Origin of the sequence: Enterococcus sp. AZ170, assembly GCF_050545135.1 — a bacterium.
Lineage (GTDB): Bacteria > Bacillota > Bacilli > Lactobacillales > Enterococcaceae > Enterococcus_L > Enterococcus_L ureilyticus.
Genome location: NZ_CP172947.1, coordinates 826,839 through 851,048 on the forward strand (window position 1 = coordinate 826,839; position 24,210 = coordinate 851,048).

Sequence of the window (24,210 nt, forward strand, 5' to 3'; positions counted from 1 at the left end):
GTGTAAAGAAAGCGCTTTATGATACAAAGGTTTTGGTCTAGATCAATTTGGCATGATTTTTGCTTATTATAAGAATGTAAGATTATATTGATACAACATTTTTGTGTTGTAAATGCGTTTATGAACTGGTCTGGATGAATCTGTTTTAAAAAGTGAAAGCTTTTTGAATAAATAAATTTTGGGAGGAAAAAAAATGAATGGATTAACAGCTTGGATGGAAAGATACATTTTACCTGTAGCTGCGAAAATTGGGTCACAGAAACATTTAGTTGCACTCAGAGATGCGTTTATCGGTATGATGCCGGTTACGATGGCGGGAGCCATTGCTGTCTTGTTAAATGCATTTATGCGTGATTTCCCTAACACGTATATTGGGGAAGGGAATGCTATTACTAGTTTCTTTGAACCAGTGATTGCAATCAATGGTTTAGTTTGGACCGGAACATTAGCGATCATGGCCGTTGTTTTTGCTGCATCTTTGGGCTATAACATTGCAAGAGCTTATGATGTCGATGCTTTATCAGGTATGTTGGTCTCATTAGCTGCATTTTTTATTGGGTTGCCACAAAGTGCAACAGCGACTGTTACTTTGGCCGAAAAATTGCCAAAGAATATTGCCCAACTTTTCACGGATGCAGGTGCTACTGTTAACACAGTTGATGGTGTTTCAGCAGTAGATGCAGGTGCTTGGGGGTATTTCCCATTTAGTCAATACATGGGTGGAACAGGTTTATTTACCGCAATGATTTTTGGTTTTATTTCTGTTATTATCTTTGCTAAATTGATCAAGAAAAATATTGTCATCAAAATGCCTGATTCAGTACCTCCAGCAGTTTCAAAAGCGTTTGCTGCTATTATTCCAGGTGTGGTCGCTTTATATGTTTCAGGATTGATTTATCATGTGTTTGAAAAATTAACAGGTAAACTATTGATTGACTGGATCTCAGAATCGATTCAGACGCCTTTACTTGGTTTGTCTCAGGGCTACGGGGCAGTTGTTTTGATTGTGTTGCTCGTACATGTGTTATGGTTCTTCGGCTTACATGGCACCAACATTATGTCCCCCGTTTTACAATCAATTTATGGTGTGGCAATGGTTGATAATACGAATGCTTACCAACAAGGACAAGAAATCCCTTATAAATGGGTTGCTGGTTCCTTTGAGGCTTTTGTGTGGCCAGGTGGAGCAGGTGTTACACTCGTTTTGATTATTTCAATCTTACTGTTCTCTAAACGTGCGGATTACAAAACAGTCGGTAAACTCGGCTTAGGGCCAGGAATCTTCAATATCAATGAACCAGTAATGTTTGGTATGCCGGTTGTATTGAATCCAATTATGCTGATTCCATTCATTGTTGCACCATTAGCAACCGCTACAATCGCTTACTTTGCGACAATGGCTGGTTTAGTAAATCCTGTAGTTGTGAATGTGATTTGGGTTATGCCGACGATCATTAGTGGCTTCTTAGCAACGGCTGGTGATTGGCGTGCAATTGTCTTAACCCTTGTAAATCTGGCTGTCGCATTGGTAATCTGGGCGCCATTTGTGATTGCAGCCAATAAAATGGATCCAACTCTAGGTGAGCCAGAAGAATAAGCGAAACAGCTATTGTGATGGTTTAATGTAAATGAATATGAATGAACGATACTGGGATAACGACATTAGTGGTCGTGTCCCAGTTATTTTTATAGGTTGCAGCGTTAGCTTTTTTCTGGACATCGTTTTTCATTGGGGTACAATGAAAAATAAAGAGTTACTTTTAGTTAGGGTGGTCACAGTGGAAAAAGAAGTCTGTCTTATGAGTGAAGAAAAAATTGATGAGATGTTTGATTTAGCTGCATATGCCTTTAATGCCGCTAGAACTGAAGAACGCAAAGAGCGTTTTAAGAGTATAGTTAGACATTCTTTGAATTATGGGTATTTTTCAGAGGATGTCTTAACCAGTCAAGTGATTTGTACGCCATTTAAAGTAGCATTTCATGGAATAAGTTATCAAATGGCTGGAATCGGTTGTGTATCTTCTTATCCTGAATATCGTGGACAAGGTGGTATTTCAACGATTATGAAACAGATGTTAACAGAATTAGCTGAAACTAAGGTTGAACTTGCTTACTTAGCCCCATTTTCTTATCCTTTTTATCGGAAATATGGTTTTGAGCAAGTCTTTGAACAAATTAGTTATACAGTTAAAGCCCAAGATTGGCCAAATGTGAAGGCCATGTCTGGTAAGATAAAACGAGTTACTTATGAAGAAGCTAAAAGTGTTTGTCAGCACATTTACTCTGACTTACCAAACAATCAAAGAGGGGCTGTGATTCGGGATGCTTGGTGGTTTAATTATACATTTGGTCTAGATGATAAGAATCAATTTGCACTCTATGAAGATGAATTGGGAAATCCACAGGGATACTTGATTTATCAATCGAGTGCAGAACGATTTGTGATTAAAGAATGGGGCTATTTAACGAAGTCAGCCTTTCAATCTCTCGTTCGATTCATTGGTTCGCATAATGGTTCGTCAAGAGAATTTCATTTAGAAATAGGGTTTGACGGCACGAATTTAAGCTATCTAATGTCCTCTCCATTGGTAGAAATGAACATCACGCCTTTTATGATGGGAAGAATTGTTGATCTAGAAGGTTTTCTTGGTAAATATCCTTTTGCAAAAGGGAATGAAGAAACTTATATTCTTAAAGTTGAAGATGAGTACGGTCAGTGGAATGAAGGTATATGGGAATTGTGCGTAACCAAAAGTGGTCAGAGTTCTATAAGAAAACTTGAACAAATTCCTGAATCATTGAGAGAAGATGAAATGATTGTAAGCACAATCCAAATCTTGACGCAGCTTTTCATGGGCTATCGTACGGGGAGTGAATTAAGGTTTTATGGAAAGCTTGGTGGAAATGAAGACTTGATCCAGTCATTAGACCAGCGTTTAGTGAAAGGTAAGCCGATTTTAGCTGATTATTTCTAAAAAATAGGCGAAGTGAGTTCGTTATTTAAACACTCACTTCGCCTATTTGGATTTATGGTTTCCTTTTATTATCTTGCGTCTTTTCTTTTGAAGGGGAGTCATGGTACTCTTCTAAGGCTTCTTTAAAAATGTCTTCTTTTTCCTGCTTATATTGATCTTGACGCTCGGCAAAAATCTTTTCTTTTGTCTTATCAGTCATACATGTTACCTCCATCTCTTTTTTTGTTGATTGCAAGTGGTACAGTTCTATCCTAACATCTATAAAAATACTAAGCGAGTTTTTTGTTTAGGAGCAAATGATTGGTACAAGTTAGTGAAAGTCCTTATAATATAAATATAGAGGCACAAAATTGTCAATTAATGAAAGGCCGTGAAAAGTATGAGTAAAACAAAAGAAGAAAAAGTTGCAAGAAATGGTAAGATCGGCAAAACTTTAGCTGTAGTCATCGGAGGGCTTTACTTCGTTAAAATGCTGAAGGGCAAAAAAGAAAGTAAAAAATAAAGGAGAAGAGGGATTCTGATTTTAAGTCAGGATTCCTCTTTCTTTATTTTTCATTGACAGTGACTATAAAGACTTTTAAAATAGAGAAAGAATGTTCTCGTAGCTCAGTAGGATAGAGCGATCGCCTCCTAAGCGATAGGTCGCTGGTTCGATTCCAGTCGGGAACGTAATAAATCCCTACGAAATTAACATTTCGTAGGGATTTAGTTTGTACCATTATCTCTTATGCCCAATCCCCATTACGGAAAATGGGCACCCGTGTACCATCTTCTCTAATTCCATCAATGTCCATTTGATCTGAGCCAACCATAAAGTCAACATGAGTTTGACTGCGATTTAGACCAGCCTCTGTTAGTTCTTCTTCACTCATTTCTGTTCCACCTTGCAAATTAAAGGCATACGCTGAGCCAAAAGCCAAATGATTTGAGGCATTTTCGTCGAATAAAGTATTATAGAAAATAATACCCGATTGAGAAATCGGAGATGGGTCTGGAACTAAGGCAACTTCACCTAAATGTCTTGCCCCTTCATCTGTTTCTAGTAATTTTTCCAGTACCTCTTCACCTTGTTCAGCAGAAAAATCAATAACTTTTCCATCTTTAAAGGTGAACTTCATTCCAGAAATAGTGGTTCCTGCATAACTTAGGGGTTTAGTACTTGAAACAACACCGTCAACATGACGTCTATCTGGTGCGGTAAAGACTTCTTCTGTTGGCATATTGGCCATGAACTTTTCACCACGTACGTTATCGCTGCCGGCACCTTCCCATAAATGATTTTTAGGTAAGCCGATAACTAAGTCGGTTCCAGGAGCAGTATAGTGCAGTGCTTTAAATTGCTCTTTGTTTAACTCTTCAGCTTTTGTGGCAAGCTTATTGTCGTGGGCTTTCCAAGCTGCAACTGGATCGGATTCATAAATACGAGTAGTTTTAAAAATCTCATTCCAAAGAGCATCAACCTGTTGTTCACTATTTTCCAAATCAGGAAACACTTTTTCAGCCCATTGTTTTCCAGCAGCTGCAACGACTGTCCAGCTAACTTTATTGGCCTGTGTTGCTTTTCTTAAGTTGACCAATGCTTTTCCAGCAGCTGATTGAAAAGTAGCGACGCGATTTGCATCAACTCCAGCTAAAGCATCAGGATCGGCTGAGACAACACTGATACGGCTAGCCCCTTTAGCAACCCAATCATCAGTTTGGTCTATTTTATATTGAGGAACAGTTTCTATAAATTTTTCGTCTGCATGTAATAAGAATTCACGTTGAATACTATCATCATTCCACTGGACAATTACCTCGCCTGCCCCTAATTTATAGGCTTCTTCTGTAATTAATCGGGCTAAAGGCGCCTGATCAACACTAATTTGTAAAACGATACTTTGTCCTTTTTGAACGTTGACACCAGTTTCGACAATAAGTCGAGCGTATTTTTTTAAAATCTCATCAAAATTCGGTAATGTCATAGAATAACCTCCTAGATTTTCATTCATATAATCGTCCATATCATAACACGTACAGAGTACGAACTCAAACAATCGAGAAGGCTACAGTCATTATTTAATTAGTAAAAAAGACGCTCGAAAGTCCAGTCTAATCAAATAAATAAAATAATATAAATTGAAGGACTAGTATTTTGCAGATTAAACAAATCGTGTTACAATAACTATAGTATTTATATGGAAGCGTTCTAAAGGATAGGCAGAGGGGATTGGAAGATTATGGCAAGAAAAAAAACGATTACTAAAGATCAGATTTTAAATGCTGCATACGAAGTAGTGGCCACTGAAGGCTTTTCGAAATTCACCGCACGGAACATTGCAACCAAAATGAAATGCTCAACACAACCAATTTACTTAGAATTTAAAAATATGGATGATTTAAAAGAAGAGCTATTTGAAAAGATTCATCAATATTTAGCAAAAGAAGTATTTCCTGTGACTCATACTGGAAATACAATTGTGAACTTAGCCTTGAATTATATTCACTTTGCTAAAAATGAAAGCAAATTATATCGTTCGTTGTATTTAGAAGAATATGGCGGCGGAAAAAGAATGCAGGAATTTTCCTATAGTTACTTTTCGAATGCAGTCAAGCAAGATCCTGTGTATAAGAAATTAAGTGATACACAAATCAATTCACTTCATATGGGCACATGGATCGTTGCAACAGGCATCGCAGCCTTGATGACTTCTGGCATCATTCGTCCAAGTGATCAACAAATTGAACAGTTAATGAAAGAAGCGATCGATCAGATTTTACAGCGGGAAGAGCCAATCGATATCGATATTTAAACCTAATTGAAAGAGGAGGCAGGAGTAAAACCCATTAAGTTTTATTCCTGCCTCCATTTGTTCGATTTTTTATTTTACTGCTTCTGATAACTTTTTAGCAAAGGCTTCAAGATTTTGAATATCTTCCTCTTCAGCTGCTAGATCGACTTTTACACTTTCTGCGCCTTTTACAGCCCCAATTTTTGTGAAAACAGCATCAAAATCATCTACTGATTTACAAAAATCATCGTAAAACGTATCGCCAGAACCGCAGACACCATATGTTTTTCCAGATAAATCGATTTCTTGTAACTCTTCATAGAAATCGACGATTTCATCTGGTAATTCGCCATCACCATAAGTATAGGTTGCGACAACACAAATATCTGTATCTTCAAAGTCCTCAGGATCAACTTGAGTACACTCGTTGATTTCAACTTCAATATCTAAATTTTCAAAGGCTTCAGCGACGATATCTGCGATTTCTTCTGTATTTCCAGTCATGCTTGCATAAACGATTTTAGCTAAGGTCATTGGATTTCCTCCTTCAAATAATACCACTTTGATTATATCAGAAGAACAAAGGACATGTAAATTACAAAATGATTCTTAGAGGAGAAGAATCGGCTTATATAGCACCGTTTATGGAAGGCGAGAGGAGGGAATTTGAAAGTAAACGATTTTTAACAACTACTTTTCAGTGAAATTTTCATAAAATATGATAAAATACTCTTAGATAAAGATTATCTAGCTACGTGGGCTAGTCACTAAGCGCTGCCCCAATCGTATCAATTCCTAAGAGCTAAAACTCTATGGATTGAAGGTTTCGGGAAAAAGATAAAAATAGTTGTGGTAAGGAGCACCAGATTTATTTTTTTTATTTTCCAGTCAAGGCGGACCAAGCTCTTTCAGCTTTTAAATTTAGGAGGACGATAGTAAATGATTACACTAAAATCACCAAGAGAAATTGAAATGATGGATGAATCTGGAGAATTATTGGCAGATGTACACCGTCATTTACGTACGTTTATAAAACCAGGAGTGACGAGTTGGGATATTGAAGTATTTGTTAGAGACTTTATTGAAAGCCATGGTGGAATTGCAGCACAAATTGGGTTTGAAGATTACAAATATGCAACATGTTGCAGTATCAATGATGAAATTTGTCATGGCTTTCCTCGGAAAAAACCGTTAAAAGACGGCGATTTGATCAAAGTTGACATGTGTATCGATCTAAAAGGAGCAGTTTCAGATTCTTGCTGGGCTTATGTAGTGGGCAACTCTACGCCAGAATTAGATCATTTGATGGCAGTCACTAAAAAAGCTCTCTATTTAGGGATTGAGCAAGCAAAAGTCGGTAATCGCATTGGAGATATTGGACACGCGATTCAAACATACGTAGAAAGTGAAGATCTATCTGTAGTAAGAGACTTTGTAGGCCATGGCATTGGACCGACCATTCATGAAAGCCCGGTTATTCCTCATTATGGCGAGGCTGGTAAAGGGTTACGCTTGAAAGAAGGAATGGTCATTACGATCGAGCCTATGATCAACACAGGAACTTGGCGTATGAAAATGGATCCAAATGGTTGGACAGCATATACTTTAGATGGTGGCATAAGTTGTCAATTTGAACATACACTAGCTATAACAAAAGATGGTCCTAAAATTTTAACTTCTCAAGGAGAAGAAGGAACATACTAATCGATTAGAGGAGAATTTTATGAAACTGGTGGACAAAGTAAAAAAAAATGAAAACCTTATGCGTTTTATTGAAACAACACAGCATCGCATGGTTGATTCAGAGATTGGCAATACGTCGGTCGTGGTAGCTTATTATTTACTTTTGTCCCTGTTTCCTCTATTGATTGCGGTGGGGAATTTGCTGCCGTACTTACATATCGATCCAAACGAAGTCTTGCCTTACATTGCAGAAGCAATCCCTAAGGCCATTTTCGATGACTTAAAACCAGCAATTCAATCTTTGCTTACACAACGTTCGGGCGGATTGCTGTCAATCTCTGCGTTGGCGGCTTTATGGAGTGCTAGTCAAAGTATCAATGCATTGCAGACGGCAATGAATAAAGCTTTTGGTGTTGAACAACGTAAAAACTTTATTATTGTTCGTATTATGTCTTTACTTGTGCTTCTCTTGTTTATGATTGCAATCGTTGGTGTTGTGGGTGTTTTAGGTTTAGGTAAAACGATTTTAGATTTGCTGCAACCAATACTGCATTTTTCAACTGATTTTATTGATACCTTCCAAGCGTTGAAGTGGCCGATTACGTCATTGGTTTTACTTGTCATTATGTGTCTGATTTATCGAGTTGTTCCTAATGCGAAGCTGAGTTTTCGTTCGATTATTCCAGGTGCTGTTTTTGCAACGGTCGGTTGGATGTTGCTTTCACAAGCTTTTGGGATATATATCAAATATTTCAGCTCAAAAATCGCCAGCTATCAAATCATTGGAAGTTTCATTATCCTGATGTTATGGCTGAATTTTGCAGCAACAATCATTATTTTGGGCGGTATTATCAATGCAGTAGTCAAAGAGTATCTATCAAACGAAAAAATTCAACACCGCTATGGCTTGATCAATCGTCTAGTAGATAAGATTAAAGAAAAATCAAAGAAATAGACTGAATCTGCTTGATTCAACAAAAGAATAAGAGATTAGACTTTCTTCTTCAGCGGAAACACCTGTTCCAACTTGTAAATGTTGAATGATTCGGTATAATATACGATGTACATTAAGAAAGTAGGGTCATCATGTCGATGTTTATTTATGAAATTGTGATTCGTCTATTTCTGACGTTTATCTTATCGTTGATTGTAACGCCAATAGTAAAGCTGTTGGCTTTTAGAATAGGGGCATATGATGCGCCAAGTGAAAGAAGGATAAATACAAAAAATATGCCGACAGCTGGAGGCTTGAGTATTTATTTTGTTTTTTCGTTTTCTTGTTTAGTATTATTTCAGTCGATTATTCCCATAGATTATATATGGCCGATTCTTTTGGGCGCAGGAATAGTAGTGGCGACAGGCTTGATCGATGACATTTATGAGTTATCTCCAAAGAAAAAAACAGTGGGTATCTTACTAGGTGCCTTAGTTATCTACTTTGTAGCAGAGATTCGAATCGATTTTGTGAGCTTACCTTTTTTCGGTCAAATCGACTTACGTTGGTTTAGCTTACCACTAACGTTATTTTGGATACTAGCAATCACTAATGCGATCAATTTGATCGATGGACTAGATGGCTTAGCATCAGGTGTTTCCATTATCAGTTTAACAACAATTGGTGTAATTGGTTATTTTTTCCTCCATGCGAAAACGGTTTTTATTCCAATTGTAATTTTTGTTTTAGTCGCTAGTATTGCAGGATTTTTTCCTTATAATTTTTATCCTGCTAAGGTGTTTCTAGGTGATACTGGGGCTTTGTTTTTAGGCTTTATGATTGCGGTCATGTCATTACAGGGATTGAAAAATGCTACGTTTATTACAGTGATTACACCTATGATCATTTTAGGTGTACCGATCACAGATACCGTCTATGCAATTATTCGACGCTTAATGAACAAACGACCGATCTCTTCAGCGGATAAAATGCATTTACACCATCGTTTGCTGTCACTAGGTTTTACCCATAAGGGAGCAGTGATGACGATCTATGGCTTAGCGTTAGTTTTTTCGTTTGTAGCATTGCTGTTTAGCTATGCAAGTAATGTCGGTTCGATTCTGTTGATTGTCTTTAGTGCTATTGGCTTAGAATTGTTTATTGAAATGATTGGATTAGTTGGTGAAAATCATCAACCATTGATGTATATTTTGCGAGTATTTGGAAATCGTGAATTTCGTCAACAGCAGATAGAAAAACGATTGGGCAAACATTCTAAGAAAAAGTAAATAATCGAGGCGTTTCTTTTTAGATTTGTTAAGCTCTGTTATAATTTGTAGACTGAGTAAAGGTGAGAGCGGGACAAAACACAATAAGTTTTGCTCCGCTCTCATGGGTTCAATGATTCATGGAAACTGTACAGCGTGTTTTAGTCGTCTAACAAGTGTGCTAAAGCTATAGCTAAATAGTTTAAAATTGAATGATTTACCTGATTTTATCGTAAACGAGGGGCAAAAATATGAATGATAGCATAACGATTTCCATTGTTACACACAATAGCCGTCATATTTTTGATGTGCTTGATAATTTAAAAAATGAATTAGGCTTCAAATCAAAATATGACATACATATATTTGACAATGCGTCAGAGCAAAGTTATCTAAATAAATTAGAGCGCTATGGTTCGTTTATTACACTGCATGCTTGTAAAGAAAATAAAGGCTTTGGCTATGGACATAATCAGGTTTTACAAGAGGTAGAAACTAGTTATGGCGTTATTTTTAATCCAGATGTTTTGATTACCAAAGATACTTTAGACAAGATGATGCAACGGATAAAAAAAGAAGAGCAATTGGCCGCTGTTTGCCCTAAGGTACTAAATTCAGATGGAACAACCCAGTATTTAGTCCGACAAAAATTAGATGTGTTTGATTATATGCTTCGTTTTATTCCGTTTCAATCTGTTAAGAAACTATTTAATAAACGCTTGAGTTACTATGAATGCCGCGATTTGCCAGAGGATAAAACTTCTTATATCAAAATGGGATCAGGTTGTTTAATGGTCGTTGATGTCGATAAATTCAAGCAAATTGGTGGTTTTGATGAGCGATTCTTTATGTATTTTGAAGACAACGATCTTTGTATGAGTTTTGGAAAAGCAGGATATAAAATTTTGTATACACCTTTTGAAACGGTGATTCATTTATACGAAAAAGGGGCACACAAAAATAAAAAGTTATTTAAAATTTTCTTACAATCAATGGTCAAATTCTTTAATAAATGGGGCTGGAGGTTTTTCTAGTGGAGAACAAATTAGTCATTACAATGGTTCTATATCGAACAGAATTCTCACAAACCCCCAGTTATGAAATTATCAAAAAAGCGATTAAGAAGAATAAGTCTGTTTATTTATTCGTTTACGATAATAGTGAAAAAATACAAGACAATAAATTTTTTCATAGAGAAAATGTCCTGTATATCCACGATAAAACAAATCCAGGCTTAGCTGAGGCATACAATAAAGGAAGTCTGTATCTTAAAAAGATTCAAGGCGATTTATTGCTGTTACTGGATCAAGATACCCTCTTAGATGATACTTATATTGAGACATTATTGAATTTAAAAGTAAATCAAGCTATTGGCGCCTATGTTCCAATTATTCATTCTCATGGGAGACAGATATCACCGGTATTTTCCGATCAATATATCGGACGTGACTCTAAGTTACCAAAAGTCGGTGTCTATTCAGAACCTATCATGGGGATCAACTCAGGGACGGTTATTTCAAAAGAGATGCTCGACAAGATTGCGCCATTTAACACAGCTTTTCCTTTGGATTTTTTAGATCATTGGCTTTTTTGGGAAATACGCAACTTAAATAAAAAAATCAGCGTTTTAGACCATCAACTGATGCATGACTTATCTGTGTTAAATTATGAAACGGTCAGTAGCCAAAGGTATGAATCAATTATTCGTGCAGAAACGCTGTTCTATCAAAAATACGATCAAGATAAATTTTATACTCACAGAAGGCATTTGTTTTTGAGAGCAGTCAAGCAATTTTTATTTGTTAAAAATCGTAACATTTGGCGCCGAACATTCTTAGAATATCGAACATTAATGAAAGGAAAGTAAATGATCTCAGTTTGTATTGCTACATACAATGGTGAAAAATATTTAGAAGAACAACTTGTAAGTATTTTGCCTCAAATAGGACCTTCTGATGAGCTGATAATATCTGACGATGGATCTGTAGATGAAACGTTGAATATCATTAAAAACTATCAGGAGCAAGATCAGCGGATCAAGTTTTTTAAAGGTCCTGGAAAAGGCGTAATTGCTAATTTTGAGTTTGCAATTAAACAAAGTCAAGGAGAGTTTATTTTTTTAGCAGACCAAGATGACGTTTGGTTACCAGAAAAGGTTCAAATAATAATAGCTTTCTTCCAAAAGCATCCAAAAATAGATTTGGTAATTAGTGATTTAGTGATCGTAAATGAGAGTCTTGATGTAATAGAAGCCTCTTATTTTGATTATCGTAATGTAAAACTTGGGTTTATTCATAATATCGTTAAGAATAAGTACATTGGAGCTGGTATGGCGTTTCGTGGGACCTTAAAAAAGGAAATACTACCCATTCCTAATAATGTGCCGATGCATGACATGTGGATTGGTCTAATTGCTGCATCAAAAAACAAAAGTGCGATGATTCCACAAAAACTTACTCTTTATCGCAGACATGCTAGTAATGCAAGTGAAATTGATACAGGCGCAAGTCGCTGTCAGCAATTAAAATGGCGAATGGCACTCATTATCGCTCTTATAGGGAGAAAAATACTGAAAGTAAAATGAGAGTTATTTTACAGTTTTGTAAAATAACCTCAAAAAGCATGACAAGTCTCTATGATAATGCGATAATGTTTAGTGGCGTAAGCAATTAAACGAAATAAATAAATTAAAGGAGTTTTTCCATGAAAGGAATAATTTTAGCTGGCGGAAGTGGAACAAGACTATACCCATTAACAAAGGCAACCTCAAAACAATTAATGCCGATTTATGACAAACCAATGATTTATTACCCAATGTCAACCTTGATGTTGGCTGGAATCAATGAAATTTTGATTATCTCAACTCCTGATGATACTCCGCGTTTTGAAAGCCTGTTTGGTGATGGGAAAGATCTTGGAATCCATATTGAATATGCAGTACAAGAAAGCCCAGATGGACTAGCGCAAGCGTTTATTATTGGTGAAGAATTTATTGGTGACGATAGTGTTTGTCTTGTTCTAGGCGATAACATTTACTACGGTGGCGGTCTATCTAATATGCTGCAGCGTGCTGCCTCAAAAGAAAATGGCGCTACTGTTTTTGGCTATCACGTAAATGATCCAGAACGATTTGGTGTTGTTGAATTTGACAATAATATGCAAGCTCTTTCTATAGAGGAAAAACCAGAGAAACCAAAATCAAATTATGCCGTAACAGGTCTGTATTTTTATGATAATGAGGTAATCGAGATTGCCAAAAACATAAAACCATCTGATCGTGGTGAACTAGAAATCACAGACGTCAATAAAGTTTATTTGGAAAAAAATAATCTATCTGTTGAATTAATGGGTCGTGGTTTTGCTTGGTTAGATACTGGCACCCATGAGTCTCTTTTAGAAGCATCAACATTTATTGAAACAATTGAAAAGCGCCAAAATTTAAAGGTAGCTTGTTTAGAAGAAATTGCTTATCGAATGAAGTACATCACGAAAGAACAGTTAGTTGAATTGGCCCAACCTCTGAAAAAAAATGGTTACGGACAATACTTATTACGATTAGCAGAAACAGAGTAGGGGCGAATAGATAATGAAAATTATGGATACTAAGCTGAAAGATGTAAAAATAATCGAAATGGACGTTTTTGGAGACCATCGTGGTTTTTTCACTGAAAGCTATTCTAAAGAAAAGTTTGCTGAACAAGGATTAGATTTCGATTTTGTCCAAGACAATCACTCGTTATCCAGTGAAGCCGGTGTACTACGTGGGTTGCACTTTCAAAAAGGTAAAGCCGCTCAAACCAAATTGATTCGTGTAGTTACTGGTGCGGTGCTAGACGTCATCGTTGATATCCGAAAAGGAAGCCCAACTTATGGACAATGGGAAGGGTATATTCTATCAGAACATAATCATCGTCAATTATTAGTTCCTAAAGGCTATGCACATGGCTTTGTTACTTTGACGCCAGATGTTAACTTTATGTATAAGTGTGATAATTATTATAATGCAGCGGCTGACGGTGGGATTGCCTTTGATGATCCTGATTTAGCAATTGAATGGCCGATTGCTATTGAAAAAGCAATCACATCTGAAAAAGACAAGAAGCATCCAACCTTAAAAGAATTTGAATCAGAAAATCCGTTTATTTACGGTGAAATATAAAAGACTAGGAGCGAGCTTGAAGATGAAAAACATTATTGTTACTGGTGGAGCTGGTTTCATTGGATCAAACTTTGTTCATTATGTAGTGAACAATCATCCCGAAGTTCATGTCACTGTATTAGACAAGTTGACATATGCTGGGAACGAAAAAAATCTTGAAGGATTACCAACCAATCGCGTTGAATTAGTTGTCGGAGATATAGCAGATGCTGAATTGGTTGATCGTTTGGTCAAAAATACAGATGCTGTGGTTCACTATGCAGCAGAATCTCATAATGACAACTCATTGAATGACCCATTTCCTTTCGTACAAACTAATATCATTGGGACATATACACTAATCGAAGCATGTCGTAAACACGACGTACGTTATCACCATGTTTCCACAGATGAAGTGTATGGGGATTTACCATTACGTGAAGACTTACCAGGACATGGTGAGGGGGAAGGCGAAAAATTCACAGCTGAAACACCTTATAACCCATCTAGTCCTTATTCTTCAACGAAAGCAGGGTCAGATTTATTAGTAAAAGCTTGGGGACGTTCGTTTGGACTGAAAGCAACGATCTCTAACTGTTCAAATAATTATGGACCCTATCAACATATTGAAAAATTTATTCCGCGTCAAATTACCAATGTTTTAAGCGGAATCACACCAAAACTATACGGTGCCGGTAAAAATGTCCGCGATTGGATTCATACAAATGACCATTCTTCAGCGGTTTGGACAATCTTAACAAAAGGCAAGCTTGGTGAAACGTATTTGATTGGTGCTGATGGAGAAGAAGATAATAAAGCTGTAATGGAACTGATTTTAGAGCTAATGGGGCAACCCCAAGATGCTTATGAGCATGTAAATGATCGTCCAGGACATGATTTACGTTATGCAATCGATTCTTCAAAATTACGCGAAGAATTAGGTTGGACACCAGAATTTACGAACTTCCGTGATGGATTAGCTGATACAATTCAATGGTATACAGAAAATTCTGATTGGTGGACAGCTGATAAAGCTGCTGTAGAAGCAAATTATGCTAAAAATGGGCAGTAGCTTGTGATAAAAAAAGTTAACGCTTTTTGACACAGTGACTGAAATAAAAATTAGTAAGGCAGGAGAAGTCCTGCTTTTTTTCTTGAGGGAGGAAATAACCATGATACTTTTAACTGGTGGCAATGGCCAATTAGGAACAGAATTGCGTCATTTATTGGATGAACAAGGATTAGAATATGTTTCGACTGACTCAAAAGAAATGGATATTACAAATGCGGAACAGACAATGGCGTTTATTACTAATTTAAAACCTGAATTGATTTATCATTGTGCAGCCTATACGGCAGTGGACAAAGCTGAGGATGAAGGAAAAGAGCTAGATGAAAAAATTAATGTAGAGGGAACACAAAATGTAGTCGATGCTGCCAAGGCTGTCGATGCAACGTTAGTTTATATCAGTACAGATTATGTATTTGATGGCACAAAAAAAGAAGAGATGTATAAGGTTGATGATCAAACAAATCCTCAAAATGAGTATGGTCGTACAAAATTGCTAGGGGAACAAATCGTTCAAAAATCGATGGAAAAATATTACATTATACGGACTTCTTGGGTGTTTGGTCAGTATGGTCATAATTTTGTTTTTACAATGCAGAAATTAGCCGAAACACGTGATCAACTGACTGTAGTCAATGATCAATTTGGACGTCCGACCTGGACTAGAACCTTAGCAGAATTTATGGTATTTGTTATTAAAAAAAAGGCACCTTATGGCGTATACCATCTGTCAAATGATAATAGCTGTAGCTGGTATGAATTTGCCAAAGAAATTTTGAAAGATACCAAAGTAGAAGTCTTACCAGTTGACTCAAGTAAATTTCCGCAAAAAGCAATTCGACCTAAATATTCAGTGATGGATATTAGTAAAGCGAAAGCCTTAGGATTTGAAATTCCTACTTGGCAAGAAGCGTTGCAAATGATGTTGAATACATTGTAAAAAGCTTGACTTAAAAGCAGTTTGTCTTTAAATAATGAGCATATTTAATGAAAAGCCGATTTTGTTCTGTCGTATCATTTTTTATAACCATAAAAGTAAATTCATAAAAATTATTTTTGGAATAAGGCATTGAGTATTCAGGTTTGAACCATTACTGGTTTTTGTGCAGGCTGGTTTGTTACCGAAATAGTCGTTTCTAATTTATACGACTGAGATATAAGTTAACTTATATCTCAGTCTTCAATACATAGTAGTTGTGAAACTTAAGCGTAGTATACAAAATAAGCTATCTTTTATTTTACTGACATCTAAGATATAATTATTGAGTTGAAATCATGAATGATATTGATTGGAGGAATAAAAAATGAAAAAAATTTCAGTATTTGGGTTAGGATATGTAGGATTGGCAAATGCTTTATTGCTAAGTCAAAATGAACAAGTGAAGGCTTATGATATTGTTGAAGAAAAAATTGATTTGTTAAATAAAGGTATTTCTCCTTTAGAAGATTATGAAATACATGCATTTTTAGATAGAAAGGATTTAACTATAGAATTTACGAAGGATTTTGAAGATGCAGTTAATTTTGGTGAGTATCTGATTATTGCTACTCCAACGGATTATAATGAAGATAGAAATTACTTTGATACGTCTACTGTGGAAAATGTTATTGAACAAGCATTGGCTATTCGAAAAGATGCTGTATTTATTATAAAATCAACTGTACCTGTTGGTTATACAGATAGTATAAGAAAAAAATATCAAACGGAGAATATTATTTTTTCACCTGAATTTTTACGCGAAGGAAAAGCATTGTATGATAATCTACATCCATCTAGAATTATTGTTGGTGAATGTTCAGAGCGTGGAGAAGAAGTTGCAAATATGTTTTTAGAAAATACGATTGAAAAAAATTCTGAACTATTATTGACTCATGCTACAGAAGCTGAAGCAATCAAATTATTTTCCAATACGTATTTAGCACTCAGAGTAGCCTATTTTAATGAATTAGATACATTTGCTGAGGTTAGAGGATTGGATGCTAAACAAATTATTAAAGGGGTTGGATTAGATCCGAGAATTGGTTCATTTTACAACAATCCATCTTTTGGTTATGGCGGATATTGTTTGCCTAAAGATACGAAACAGTTGCTCGCAAATTATGATAAAGTACCTAATAATATAATTGGAGCGATAGTGGATGCCAATACAACTCGTAAGGATTTTATTGCTGAACAAATATTGGCTAAAAAGCCTAAGGTTGTTGGTATTTATCGATTAACAATGAAAGCTAATTCGGATAATTTTAGATATTCTTCTATCCAAGGAATCATGAAGCGACTAAAAGCAAAAGGCATAGAGGTTATTGTTTATGAACCTACATTAACGGAAAAAGAATTTTATAACTCAAAAGTTGAGAAAGATTTTGATACGTTTAAGAAAGATTCAGATATAATTGTGACGAATCGAATGGAAGATACATTATTTGATGTGAAGGCAAAAGTTTATACTAGAGATATTTTTGAAAGGGACTAAAAGAGCCTCCTTATAAGACATTTTTCTTTCATTAGAGTAATCTCGCACTACTTGAAATAACACAGTATAAGTGTTAGAATTTTTAGGAAAGTGTTGAATTATGTGGATTTTTTATTTAAATCTGTATATTTAAAAAGTAACGGATTTATATTTAAGTGATATTTGTATTAGTAGTCAATACCTAAATAAATAATGTGTAAAAGGGGAAAATTAATGAGTGCGGTGAGTAATATTACTTCTTATTTCCACAATCTGTTAAAAACTAGGTGGAAGTATTTGTTTGGACTGGTAGTGGTTGTATTAATAGCTACAATCTTCTTTTTTCAATTTAATCCGATACCTAAAAAGTTAATCATTTTGTTAGTCTGTTTATCTGCTATTCCTATTGTTTTTGTGAAAGAAAAACTAGAGACAAGTGCACTATGTTGTATTCTTGTTTTAGGTACAGTATTTACTTTTATCACTCCTGTTTTAGATACTCCAGATGAGCCGAGTCATTTGGCACGTGCGTTTTATGTTGCAGAAGGAAATTTAGGTATGAGTGATAAAGTAGAAAAATTGAAGATATCAAAAGATTATCAAGCAATGAATGAGCGAGTGAAACAGACTTTTAAAAATGATTTAGGCTCTGTCAAAACTTCAAGTGAAAAACAAGCACAAGTTTATATTACTACGACTTCGACTTATTCTTTTATTGGATATATTCCTCAAGCTTTAGGTTTAATTGTAGGGAAGGTGTTATCATTAGGTTTATATTGGACTTTTTATTTGGGACGGATATTTAATTTAATGATTTATGCATTGCTTGCATATTTGGCTATCAAAAAGGTTAAATATTATAAGCCGATGTTTACTACGATTGCTGTTTTTCCAATGTCTATTTATTTGGCAGCTTCGTACAGCCAAGATGCACTTGCAAATGGGTTGATCCTGCTTACATGTTCATATTTAGTCAATTTACTTTTCGCTACTGAGAAGATTGAGCATAAAGAACTGTTTACCTTTTTTATATTATGCTTGATTATGATTTCATGTAAATTACCATATGTAATACTGTCAGGGATACTTATTTTTATAGAACCTAAAAAATATAAAGACAAAAAAACATACTTTATGGCGCTTGCTCTATTAGGCGTACTGATAGTAGCAACACTAAGTTGGTACTTGTATTATTCAACGATTCAGCCTGTTCATAGAGGTGCTCAAGTTAACCCTAGCGAACAGTTGCGTTTTATTAAAGAGAATCTTGTTATTTCTACGCGTGTGTTAATTACTGCACTAGTAGATAGTATAAATCTTTTTCAAATGAACTTTAGATTTGGATGGTTAAAATATTTTTCTGCTCATGTTGGACTTTTATATTTAGCGTATTTTGGCGGAATGTGTCTCTTTTTCCCTTTCAATGTGAAGAAAAAATTATCGTCATTCAATAAATTAGGTCTCTCTCTCATTATTGTTGGTGTCATGTTAATGATTATTTTAAGTCAATATTTAACATGGACTCCAGTAGGTGAATTAACTGTTATAGGTGTTCAGGGGAGATATTTTATAGGATTATTTGTTTTAATACCTGTTTTGACAAATGTTTCAAATCTTTTTTACAAACAAAATGTTGAAACTGAACAAATTTTGATTGATGAAGTAGTTATTGAAAAACGAAAAGAAGAGAAAAAATTAAATGTAGAAAAAAATCTTTGGCTTATCTCTATATCAACCTACTTTGTCATAAGCATGATAATTTTTACAATAGCATTTTATAGTATTTAAATAGGAGAGAGGTGCTAATTTGAAGGTTCTATTGATCATTCCAGCATATAATGAAGAAGCCAGTATTTTAGAGACCATTGAGTCGATTGAAAATTTTAAGAAAGAGAACAAACAATTACTACATTCTTTGACGTTAGACTATATCGTAATAAATGATGGATCTACGGATAGGACAAAACAGATTTTAAAAAATCACAATAAAGCGGCTGTTCATTTGATACAAAATTTAGGAATTGGTGGAGCCGTTCAAACTGGATATAAATATGCATTTGAACATGATTATGATATTGCTGTCCAATTTGATGGAGATGGGCAACATGATATTAATAGTCTTCTTGAAATCGTCCAACCAATCATTGACAATAAAGCAGATTTTTGTATTGGCTCCCGTTTTATTGATTCTACATCATCTGGATTTCAAACAACATATATGAGACGTCTAGGTATAAGAATCATTTCAATGTTGATTAAATTGGTGACGAAAGAAAAAATATATGACGTTACTTCTGGATATAGAGCTGCAAATAAAAATATTATTAAAATGTTTTGTAGTCGTTATCCGGTAGAGTACCCTGAGCCTGAAACGATTGTTCATTTGATAAAAAAGAAGGTACGGGTGAAAGAATGTCCTGTAAATATGAAAGAAAGAATGGGCGGACAATCTTCCATTCATTCTTTTAAATCTGTAAAATATATGATTGAAGTTGGAGGAGCGATTCTTATTGCTGCATTCATGAAGGAGGGAGATTAAATTGACGACTATTTTTCGAATTGAGATGTTTATTGTTGCAATAGCATTTTTCATTTTTGTTGTGCGATCAATTAATCAAAATAAATTAACTTTAAAACGTTCTACTAGTCTCTTGGTTCTCTCTCTGGGATTAGTTATCTTTTCATTGTTTCCCAAATTACCAGAAGCATTAAGTATTTTTTTTGGTTTTGAAACAACCTCTAACTTTTTGTATTTTTGTGCAATCATCTTTTTATTAGCTTTCTCAATATTTCAGAGTGTGTTAATGTCTACTCAAGAAGAGAAAATTAAGAATCTGATTCAAGAAATTTCAATAATCAAATCTGAAAAAGAGAAGGAGAACAATCGATGATTTTATTTTTTATATATGTTGTATTATCTTCATTAGGATTAATTTTATTTAAGTTAGGATCGAAGGATTTAACGATGTTGCTTCAGAATGGGCTTTTCTCTCTGTCAATGTCTTGGATTGTTATAGTAGGGATTTTATGTTATCTGGCTAGTTTCTTACTTTGGTTAGTTATTGTAAATAAATCAGAGCTATCTTACATTTATCCATTGTCAATCGCTTGTATCAATATAGCTATCTTAGTGGGTTCTTATTTTTTATTACATGAGACGATAGGTGCTCGAGAGATAATTGGTACCGTTGTAATAATAGCTGGTATAGCTATTATGAAACTATAACCTAGCAATTATATTTTGGTACGAAATGGTTTAATATAAAAATACAAAGGATGGAAACGATGAAACTTATAATTCAGATACCTTGTTACAATGAAGCTGAAACATTAGAAATTGCGTTAAACGATTTACCAAAAAGAATTAGTGGTATCGATGAAATTGAAGTTTTGATTATTAATGATGGTAGTCAAGATAACACTGTAGAAGTGGCTCGCAATTGGGGGGTCAATTATGTAGTTAATTTTAAAAGAAATAAAGGCTTGGCAAAAGGGTTTATGGCAGGGTTAGATGCTTGCCTCAGGAATGGTGCTGATATCATTGTAAATACTGATGCTGACAATCAGTATAATGGTGCGGATATTGCCAAATTAGTACAACCTATTCTTGAAGGCAAAACAGATATTGTTATAGGAGAAAGACCTATTGCTGAAACGGAACATTTTTCGCCTTTAAAGAAAAAATTACAAAAATTTGGAAGTTGGGTTGTTAGAAAAGCTTCAAATTCTGATATACCAGATGCTCCTAGTGGGTTTAGAGCCTATAGTCGAGAAGCAGCTATGCAACTGAATGTTGCAAATGAATACACATATACTTTAGAGACAATTGTCCAAGCTGGTAGAAATAAGGTTGCGATGATGTCTGTACCGATTAGAACAAATGGTGAGCTGAGACCATCAAGATTATTTAGCAGTATGTTTGGTTACATAAAAAAATCAATGCTAACAATACTTCGTGCATTTATGATGTATAAACCTTTGATGTTTTTTAGTATTTTGGGTGGTATCATTTTTACCGTAGGTGCAATTGTAGGTATCCGTTTTTTAGTTTTCTTTTTTCAAGGGTCAGGTTCGGGTCATATTCAGTCACTGATTTTGGCCAGCACTCTGTTATTAATTGGTTTCCAAACTTTTGTCATTGGGCTACAAGCAGACTTGATTTCTGCAAATAGAAAAATCTTGGAAGATATTCAATACCGAGTAAAAAAAATGGATTATGATAACTAGTTAATAGGGGAGAAAAATGACAAAAAAAAATACTAAAGTTTTAATAGCCAGTTTGGTATGCATTATGATTATTGTCTTGATTAGATTGATCAATGTGTTACCAACTAACATTAGTTTTGTTGTTAATTATGATAACGATATTGAAATGAGTCAGACTTCTTTGGTAATGGAAAATAACAAATCCGGTATAGAAACTAATTCTAAAAGGGTAGTGAATAGTCAATCAGTTTTCGCTATTGATCCTCAATATTTTAAATTAGATAAACTAGAACTTTTATTTGAAAATGTTTCAGAAAAGAGCGTTTTAATAAAGAATATAGAAATTAATTCTGGTACGGAGGATAAAAAGCTACTCATAAAGAATTACAGTGGAGATGAACTATCGAAGTACTTAATAGATAATAAGGGCACGATTTCTAATGAAAATAATAATATTTCTTTAAAAGAATCAGATGGCAAAGCCAAATTGACTTTTTCTAAAGAGTTTAGAAATGAATTTGAAAAAGTCATCTACAAAAAAAGTGTGATTAAATTATATTTATATGCACTGGTACTGGTGGTATATATTGCTTATTGTTTAAGAATCCTTTATTTTAAAAAAGTCTCTTTCTTAAAATATACAGGAGCTATGCTTGCAGCTGGAATTTTGATTTTGTACATTGGTAATCTATGCTTGAACTACACAAATGCTTCAAATAGTAAAGATCTTGGAATTATTACAGAAGATCCTGTAAAAACAGTAGCACTGGACAAAGAATATAGCCAAAATTTTATGTCTAGCTTTGACGACTTGAGTGGTATTGAACTATTTTTATACCCTAGTGAAAAGGGAGAAACAGAAGATATTTACCTCTCATTACTTGATGTCGATAGTGGACAAACAATAACAAAACAAATTATTTACGGTGAAGAAATTGAAGGCAATGAAAGTTCTCATAGGATTAAATTTGAAAAACAAGCTAATTCTCATGCCAAAAGCTATAGAATAATTCTAAATAGTATAAATGAAGTAAAAAAATTTCCAGCACAAATTGCTACTGGAGAGAGCTCAAATTATTTAGTTGCTAATATGCAAAGTGATAAGGTGCAGGAATCGAATAGCATAGTATTTATGCCGATATTTGAACGATTTAATGCTCAAGCAACATTAATTATAATAATTTGTGTTGGGGTACTATTTTTATTGATCGTATTAAATTATAAAAAATTGAATATTCCTGCTAAATGGGCAATTATATTGATTTATCTGGTATTTTCTATCTATTCAGTGTATCGGATAAATTATTATCATGAATATGTGGGGCGGACACCTGATGAAGATGCACATATCTCTTATTTAGCTTATCTAGAAGATGAGAATAAGTTTTTTGTTCCTGATTATTTTAAGATTAAAGTAGGTGTATTGGAAGATAAGGATAGATTGGTCATTCATGATGAGGCAGTTTATAATTATTTAGGCCATCCTCCGTTATACTATGAAATTCTTCATTTGGCTAGAGTGGTAGATAATCAAGGAGATGGATCATATCTTGTTAAAGATAAGCGACTATTGATTATGAATATTATGATTGGTATGTCAGGATTATTGTTAGCATTTTATGTTGGCTATTCTAGGCTGAAAAAAGAACCAATTTATCACTTGTTATACGCCAGTATTTTAACAAGTATTCCAATGCTTATATACGGCTTTAGTGGTGTTAACAACGATAATTTGACATTGCTGACTGTTACCATTTTCTTTTTGGGCATGCTCCGTTTCTCTGAAAATCGTTTAAATTTCCTTACGTATTTATTAATCGCATTAGGAATTAACTTAACAATGTGGACGAAAGTAACTGCTGGAATTGGAGTAATATTGGCAGCTGTAATTTATTTAGCTTACTCTATTTACAAACAAAAGAACGTCAAGTTTATTCTATGCAAAGAATTTTTTATGACTATACCATTGTATCTTATCACCTTTGTGTACTTCATACTTGTTTATAAAAGATTTGATACATTTCAACCGGCATTACAGTCAATGGATATACCAGATTTTTATAATTCTGTTTTCTACAAAACTTTTGGTGAAAGAATGCAAATGAATTTTTCAGAATATATTATGTATTATTTCCCTAAATTATTTCAATCTTGGACATCTATCGAATCTCATGTGTCTTTATCTAAGGAAAATTCTTGGCTATCACTTGAAAAATTAGGTTCGATACTTGTTTTAATTTTACCAACTATTTATTTAGTTACAAAGAATAAACTAAAAGATAATACGATGACATTGCTAAAAGTATTCTATTCATCTATTTTATTTACTGTGCTTCTCCAATTTAAAACATCAATTGATCGTTTTTATCTAGATGGTTATCCAGGGACACATCAAACAAGATACTACTTGTGTTTTATAGCAGTCTTAGGCTTTATTTGTGTTAAGTTGTTAAGTGAAACAAGAGATAGTTTTATTGAAAGAGTGTCAATTGAAGAACGTTCATCAAGTAAGCTTATAGCGAATGCTATTTCTATTTTCTGTATTGTATTCATTTTGCTTCTGTTATACGGTGATTTCATTTATTTCTTATACTATTTTAAAGATTATTTAGTTGTTTAATAAAGATGAGACTATGTAAAGAATCAAGGTAAAATAATTGCAGAAAAATTTTTGAAACTAGATAACCAAAAATAGACTGGACTGGATCGAATA

General features: G+C 34.4%; 24 protein-coding genes and 1 tRNA gene. 22 read left to right on the plus strand and 3 right to left on the minus strand.

Annotation, left to right across the window (positions count from 1 at the left end; genetic code table 11):
- Window positions 1-193 precede the first annotated feature (193 nt).
- Together IGJ55_RS04055 and IGJ55_RS04060 are read left to right on the plus strand one after the other, a co-directional pair.
- Window positions 194-1,597 (plus strand): PTS sugar transporter subunit IIC, encoded by a 1,404-nt coding sequence (locus IGJ55_RS04055; RefSeq protein ID WP_069640498.1) that lies wholly within the window; start codon window positions 194-196, stop codon window positions 1,595-1,597.
- Window positions 1,598-1,799: 202 nt separating this feature from the next.
- Entirely contained in the window at window positions 1,800-2,975 is a 1,176-nt protein-coding gene (locus IGJ55_RS04060; protein ID WP_430608128.1) for a GNAT family N-acetyltransferase, read from the plus strand.
- Window positions 2,976-3,027: 52 nt separating this feature from the next.
- Here IGJ55_RS04060 and IGJ55_RS04065 read toward each other — a convergent pair whose 3' ends face one another.
- On the minus strand, window positions 3,028-3,174 hold the full coding sequence (locus IGJ55_RS04065; RefSeq protein WP_429950341.1) for a hypothetical protein: 147 nt from the start codon (window positions 3,172-3,174) through the stop codon (window positions 3,028-3,030).
- Window positions 3,175-3,354: 180 nt separating this feature from the next.
- On the opposite strand from IGJ55_RS04065, the gene IGJ55_RS04070 reads away from it, so the two are divergent.
- The gene (locus IGJ55_RS04070) at window positions 3,355-3,477 is read left to right on the plus strand and encodes a hypothetical protein (RefSeq protein ID WP_275579434.1); all 123 of its coding nucleotides are present in this window, start codon (window positions 3,355-3,357) and stop codon (window positions 3,475-3,477) included.
- Between the two features lie 93 nt (window positions 3,478-3,570).
- Window positions 3,571-3,644: transfer RNA gene (locus IGJ55_RS04075), tRNA-Arg, on the plus strand.
- A gap of 56 nt (window positions 3,645-3,700) precedes the next feature.
- Here IGJ55_RS04075 and IGJ55_RS04080 read toward each other — a convergent pair.
- A complete protein-coding gene (locus IGJ55_RS04080; protein ID WP_430607382.1) occupies window positions 3,701-4,939 on the minus strand; it encodes an aminopeptidase in 1,239 nt (412 codons plus the stop codon).
- A gap of 255 nt (window positions 4,940-5,194) precedes the next feature.
- Between IGJ55_RS04080 and IGJ55_RS04085 the strand changes: the two genes are divergently transcribed.
- The gene (locus tag IGJ55_RS04085; RefSeq protein WP_430607384.1) at window positions 5,195-5,767 is read left to right on the plus strand and encodes a TetR/AcrR family transcriptional regulator; all 573 of its coding nucleotides are present in this window, start codon (window positions 5,195-5,197) and stop codon (window positions 5,765-5,767) included.
- A 69-nt stretch (window positions 5,768-5,836) separates the two neighbouring features.
- Here IGJ55_RS04085 and IGJ55_RS04090 read toward each other — a convergent pair whose 3' ends face one another.
- Window positions 5,837-6,280, minus strand: coding sequence for a flavodoxin (locus IGJ55_RS04090; protein WP_429950345.1), 444 nt, complete (start codon window positions 6,278-6,280; stop codon window positions 5,837-5,839).
- Window positions 6,281-6,685: 405 nt separating this feature from the next.
- Here IGJ55_RS04090 and map point away from each other — a divergent pair, with 405 nt between their 5' ends.
- From map to IGJ55_RS04175, 17 genes are all read left to right on the plus strand, one after another.
- The gene (gene map / locus IGJ55_RS04095) at window positions 6,686-7,450 is read left to right on the plus strand and encodes a type I methionyl aminopeptidase (RefSeq protein WP_429950347.1); all 765 of its coding nucleotides are present in this window, start codon (window positions 6,686-6,688) and stop codon (window positions 7,448-7,450) included.
- Between the two features lie 19 nt (window positions 7,451-7,469).
- Complete coding sequence (locus IGJ55_RS04100) at window positions 7,470-8,384, plus strand: YihY/virulence factor BrkB family protein (RefSeq protein ID WP_429950349.1); 915 nt, start codon at window positions 7,470-7,472, stop codon at window positions 8,382-8,384.
- Window positions 8,385-8,515: 131 nt separating this feature from the next.
- Window positions 8,516-9,652, plus strand: coding sequence for a glycosyltransferase family 4 protein (locus IGJ55_RS04105; protein ID WP_430607387.1), 1,137 nt, complete (start codon window positions 8,516-8,518; stop codon window positions 9,650-9,652).
- Between the two features lie 230 nt (window positions 9,653-9,882).
- Window positions 9,883-10,665 (plus strand): glycosyltransferase family 2 protein, encoded by a 783-nt coding sequence (locus IGJ55_RS04110; protein ID WP_430607389.1) that lies wholly within the window; start codon window positions 9,883-9,885, stop codon window positions 10,663-10,665.
- On the plus strand, window positions 10,665-11,498 hold the full coding sequence (locus IGJ55_RS04115; RefSeq protein ID WP_430607392.1) for a glycosyltransferase: 834 nt from the start codon (window positions 10,665-10,667) through the stop codon (window positions 11,496-11,498). Before IGJ55_RS04110 ends, IGJ55_RS04115 begins: the two co-directional genes overlap by 1 nt.
- On the plus strand, window positions 11,499-12,215 hold the full coding sequence (locus tag IGJ55_RS04120; RefSeq protein WP_429950357.1) for a glycosyltransferase family 2 protein: 717 nt from the start codon (window positions 11,499-11,501) through the stop codon (window positions 12,213-12,215).
- A gap of 119 nt (window positions 12,216-12,334) precedes the next feature.
- Window positions 12,335-13,204 (plus strand): glucose-1-phosphate thymidylyltransferase RfbA, encoded by an 870-nt coding sequence (gene rfbA / locus IGJ55_RS04125; RefSeq protein WP_069640509.1) that lies wholly within the window; start codon window positions 12,335-12,337, stop codon window positions 13,202-13,204.
- 13 nt (window positions 13,205-13,217) lie between these two features.
- Window positions 13,218-13,790, plus strand: coding sequence for a dTDP-4-dehydrorhamnose 3,5-epimerase (gene rfbC / locus IGJ55_RS04130; protein ID WP_429950359.1), 573 nt, complete (start codon window positions 13,218-13,220; stop codon window positions 13,788-13,790).
- Window positions 13,791-13,812: 22 nt separating this feature from the next.
- A complete protein-coding gene (gene rfbB, locus IGJ55_RS04135) occupies window positions 13,813-14,841 on the plus strand; it encodes a dTDP-glucose 4,6-dehydratase (RefSeq protein ID WP_430607396.1) in 1,029 nt (342 codons plus the stop codon).
- 100 nt (window positions 14,842-14,941) lie between these two features.
- Window positions 14,942-15,778, plus strand: a complete 837-nt coding sequence (gene rfbD, locus IGJ55_RS04140; protein WP_430607398.1) for a dTDP-4-dehydrorhamnose reductase — start codon at window positions 14,942-14,944, stop codon at window positions 15,776-15,778.
- A 364-nt stretch (window positions 15,779-16,142) separates the two neighbouring features.
- Window positions 16,143-17,312 carry a nucleotide sugar dehydrogenase gene (locus tag IGJ55_RS04145; protein ID WP_429950365.1) on the plus strand — a complete coding sequence of 390 codons (1,170 nt, stop codon included), beginning with the start codon at window positions 16,143-16,145 and terminating at the stop codon, window positions 17,310-17,312.
- 276 nt (window positions 17,313-17,588) lie between these two features.
- Window positions 17,589-19,079, plus strand: a complete 1,491-nt coding sequence (locus tag IGJ55_RS04150; RefSeq protein ID WP_429950367.1) for a DUF2142 domain-containing protein — start codon at window positions 17,589-17,591, stop codon at window positions 19,077-19,079.
- Between the two features lie 19 nt (window positions 19,080-19,098).
- On the plus strand, window positions 19,099-19,830 hold the full coding sequence (locus IGJ55_RS04155) for a glycosyltransferase family 2 protein (protein WP_429950369.1): 732 nt from the start codon (window positions 19,099-19,101) through the stop codon (window positions 19,828-19,830).
- A gap of 1 nt (window position 19,831) precedes the next feature.
- A complete protein-coding gene (locus tag IGJ55_RS04160; RefSeq protein ID WP_429950371.1) occupies window positions 19,832-20,182 on the plus strand; it encodes a DUF2304 domain-containing protein in 351 nt (116 codons plus the stop codon).
- Window positions 20,179-20,517: a hypothetical protein gene (locus tag IGJ55_RS04165; protein WP_430607402.1), complete on the plus strand. Its 339-nt coding sequence runs from the start codon at window positions 20,179-20,181 to the stop codon at window positions 20,515-20,517. The genes IGJ55_RS04160 and IGJ55_RS04165 overlap by 4 nt, the downstream gene beginning before the upstream one ends.
- A 59-nt stretch (window positions 20,518-20,576) precedes the next feature.
- Window positions 20,577-21,518: a glycosyltransferase family 2 protein gene (locus IGJ55_RS04170; RefSeq protein WP_429950375.1), complete on the plus strand. Its 942-nt coding sequence runs from the start codon at window positions 20,577-20,579 to the stop codon at window positions 21,516-21,518.
- A 16-nt stretch (window positions 21,519-21,534) separates the two neighbouring features.
- Window positions 21,535-24,117 (plus strand): hypothetical protein, encoded by a 2,583-nt coding sequence (locus IGJ55_RS04175; RefSeq protein WP_430607404.1) that lies wholly within the window; start codon window positions 21,535-21,537, stop codon window positions 24,115-24,117.
- Window positions 24,118-24,210: the final 93 nt, after the last annotated feature.